This window comes from Streptomyces montanus (assembly GCF_005786655.1).
GTDB classification, from domain to species: Bacteria; Actinomycetota; Actinomycetes; order Streptomycetales; family Streptomycetaceae; genus Streptomyces; species Streptomyces sporangiiformans.
The window spans coordinates 1-3696 of the sequence record NZ_VBZC01000141.1; the positions used below are offsets into that span (position 1 = coordinate 1).

2 protein-coding genes and 1 pseudogene are annotated in these 3696 nt (G+C 70.3%); all 3 read right to left on the reverse strand.

Annotation, left to right across the window (positions count from 1 at the left end; translation table 11 throughout):
* Positions 1 to 1462, reverse strand: a pseudogene (locus FE633_RS46695) (pyruvate dehydrogenase (acetyl-transferring), homodimeric type); the annotation flags it as partial.
* Between the two features lie 335 nt (positions 1463 to 1797).
* Entirely contained in the window at positions 1798 to 2436 is a 639-nt protein-coding gene (locus tag FE633_RS46700; protein ID WP_138051230.1) for a GntR family transcriptional regulator, read from the reverse strand.
* Positions 2437 to 2630: 194 nt separating this feature from the next.
* The coding region (gene sucB / locus FE633_RS46705; protein ID WP_138051231.1) for a 2-oxoglutarate dehydrogenase, E2 component, dihydrolipoamide succinyltransferase at positions 2631 to 3696 on the reverse strand (1066 nt) is incomplete at its 5' end.

Below are 3696 nucleotides of genomic sequence, written 5' to 3' on the forward strand. Positions count from 1 at the left end.
GCGCGGGCAGCGGCGCGAGCGCGTGCGTGCGGCGGGCCGGGGCCGGGCCGCCGAGGGCCGCGCGGCGCTCCTGGAGGTAGCGCACCTCGGGGGCGTCGGCGCCCGGGTGGCCGTAGGGCACCACACCGTCGACGAACTGGCTGTCGGAGATGGGCAGTTCGAGCAGGTCACGCATCTGCTTGAACTCGTCCACCGTCAGCTTCTTCATCTGGTGGTTGGCGTTCTTGGAGGCGAAGCCCTTGCCGAGCGTGAAGCCCTTCACCGTCTGGGCGAGGATCACGGTCGGGGCGCCCTTGTGCTCGACCGCGGCCTTGTACGCGGCGTACACCTTGCGCGCCTCGTGTCCGCCCCGGGAGAGGTGGAAGCACTCGAGGATCTTGTCGTCGCTCAGCAGCTTCGCCATCTCGACGAGCGCCGGGTCCTTGCCGAAGAAGTCCTCGCGGATGTACGCGGCGTCGCGGGTCTGGTACGTCTGCACCTGCGCGTCGGGTACCTCGCGCAGCCGGCGTACGAGCGCGCCCGTGGTGTCGAGCTGGAACAGCTCGTCCCAGGCGGAGCCCCACAGCGACTTGACGACGTTCCAGCCGGCGCCGCGGAACTGGGCCTCCAGCTCCTGCACGATCTTGAAGTTGGCGCGGACCGGGCCGTCGAGGCGCTGCAGGTTGCAGTTGATGACGAAGGTCAGGTTGTCGAGACCCTCGCGGGAGGCCAGCGCGAGTGCGGCCGTGGACTCCGGCTCGTCCATCTCGCCGTCGCCGAGGAACGCCCACACGTGGGACTGGGAGACGTCCTTGATGCCGCGGCTGGTGAGATAGCGGTTGAAGCGCGCCTGATAGATGGCGGAGAGCGGGCCGAGGCCCATCGACACCGTCGGGAACTCCCACAGCCAGGGCAGGCGGCGCGGGTGCGGGTAGGAGGGCAGGCCGTTGCCGCCTGCCTCCTGACGGAAGTGGTCGAGGTGCTCCTCGCTCAGCCGGCCGTCGAGGAAGGCGCGGGCGTAGATGCCGGGGGAGGCGTGGCCCTGGATGTAGAGCTGGTCGCCCGAGCCGTCACCCTCCTTGCCCTTGAAGAAGTGGTTGAAGCCCGTCTCGTAGAGCCAGGCGGCGGAGGCGAAGGTGGCGATGTGGCCGCCGACGCCGTGTTTGCTGCCGCGGGTCACCATCGCGGCCGCGTTCCAGCGGTTCCACGCGGTGATACGGCGCTCCATCTCCTCGTCGCCGTCCACGGTGGGCTCGGCGGCGGTGGGGATGGTGTTGACGTAGTCCGTCTCGAGCAGCTTGGGCAGCGCGAGTCCGCCCGCCTCGGCGCGCTCCAGCGTGCGGCGCATCAGATACGCGGCGCGGTGCGGCCCGGCCGCCTGGGTGACGGCGTCCAGAGAGGCCTGCCATTCGGCGGTCTCCTCGGGATCGCGGTCCGGGATCTGATCGAGCGCGCTCGGCTGGATTGCGGTGGGGTCGGTCATTGCGCCGCCTTCCGGATGCGGAGGGGGGTTCCCTCATCGGTAAGGGGTTGGGGGTGTGCCCTTTGTCTTTGGCAGGACAGGGCGGCGGGCTGTGGTGGCAGCCCGTCGGTGACTGTAACTCCCTGATCGATGATCGATCAAAGGGTTGAGGGGCAAAACCTCTTGATCACGAGAAAGTCGGCACGGGGTGTCTCGGCGCAGGGCACCGCGTGCCTGGTTTTTGCAGGTGGGGGCGACTTCTGAGCGGTGCCCCGCTCCCCTGCGGGAGCGTCGGTGTGCCGGAACTCCGGAACTCCGGAGCGCTGGAATGCCGGAGCGCCGGAGCGCCCGAGCGGCTACGGCAGTTCGTCCCCGGTCCGCGGTGCGCAGCCCAGGACATGGGCCTTGACCAGCTCCGCGATCAGCGGATCACGGCGCCTGAACGCCGCCACCAGCGCCTCGTGCTCCTCGGCGTACGACTGCTGGACCGTGCCCAGCCACCGGATCGACAGGGCCGTGAAGACCTCGATCCCCAGGCCCTCCCAGGTGTGGAGGAGGACCGAGTTGTCCGCGGCGCGGACCAGCTCGCGGTGGAAGGCGACCGTGTGACGGACCTGGGCCGTGCCGTCGGCGTGCCGGTCGGCCTCGTACAGGGCGGCGACATGCGGCTCCAGGGCCGAGCAGTCGTCGGCGAGCCGGTCGGCCGCGAGTTCCGCCGCGATGGCCTCCAGACCCGCTCGTACGGGGTAGCTCTCCTCCAGATCCGCGGCGGTCAGGTTCCGTACACGTACGCCCTTGTTGGGTGCCGACTCGATCAGCCGCAGCGACTCCAGCTCGCGCAGCGCCTCCCGTACGGGGGTCTGGCTGACCTCGAGCTCCGTCGCGATCCGCCGCTCCACGATCCGCTCGCCCGGCTTCCAGCGCCCGCTCACGATCCCCTCCACGATGTGCTCGCGGATCTGCTCGCGCAGCGAGTGGACGACGGGCGCGGTCATGAGGGCTCCTTAGGGCGTTGACTTTCTAGACAATACGGCCGCGTCGTCACCGGGGAAGAGCGCACGGGGGCGCTTTGGTGCAGGTGAGACGAGACTTACACGCCACCAGGGGCAGCTCCCACAGCCTCCATGGACAACGCGACAGTGCCCCCGACCCTTCGGTGGAAGGGACGGGGGCACTGTGCGTGACCGGGTTACAGGCCGAGTTCGACCTCGAACTCGCCTGCCTCCAGGATCGCCTTGACCGTCGTCAGGTAGCGGGCGGCGTCCGCGCCGTCCACCAGACGGTGGTCGTAGGACAGCGTCAGGTACGTCATGTCGCGGATGCCGATGACGGGGCCCTCGGCGGTCTCGATGACGGCCGGACGCTTCACCGTGGCACCGATGCCCAGGATCGCGACCTGGTTCGGCGGCACGATGATCGTGTCGAAGAGCGCGCCGCGCGAGCCGGTGTTGCTGACGGTGAAGGTCGCGCCGGACAGCTCGTCCGGAGTGATCTTGTTCGCCCTGACCTTGCCCGCCAGGTCGGCGGTGGCCTTCGCGATACCGGCGAGGTTCAGGTTGCCCGCGCCCTTGATGACCGGCGTCATCAGACCCTTCTCGGAGTCGACGGCGATGCCGATGTTCTCCGAGTCGAAGTACGTGATGGTGCCCTCGCCCTCGTTGATCCGGGCGTTGATGACCGGGTGGGCCTTCAGCGCCTGGGCCGCCGCCTTCACGAAGAACGGCATCGGGGAGAGCTTGACGCCCTCGCGGGCGGCGAAGGAGTCCTTCGCCTGACCGCGCAGCTTCATCAGCTTGGTGATGTCGACCTCGACGACCGAGGACAGCTGGGCCTGCTCGTGCAGGGCCTTCACCATGTTGTCGCCGATGACCTTGCGGATGCGGGTCATCTTGACCGTCTGGCCGCGGAGCGGGGAGACCTCCAGGGCCGGGGCCTTCTTGGCGGCCGGGGCGGCGGCGGCCGGAGCCGGGGCAGCGGCGGCGGCCTTCGCGGCCTCGGCGGCGGCGACGACGTCCTGCTTGCGGATGCGGCCACCGACGCCGGTGCCCTTGACGCCGGCCAGGTCGACGCCGTTCTCGGCGGCGAGCTTGCGCACCAGCGGGGTCACGTACGCACCCTCGTCGGTGGGCTTGGCAGCGGCCGGCGCCGCCGGAGCCGGGGTGACCGGCGCGGGTGCGGGAGCCGGAGGAGCGGGCTGGGCCGGAACCGGGGCCGTGGGAGCCGGAGCCGCGGGGGCAGCCGGAGCCGCGGGGGCC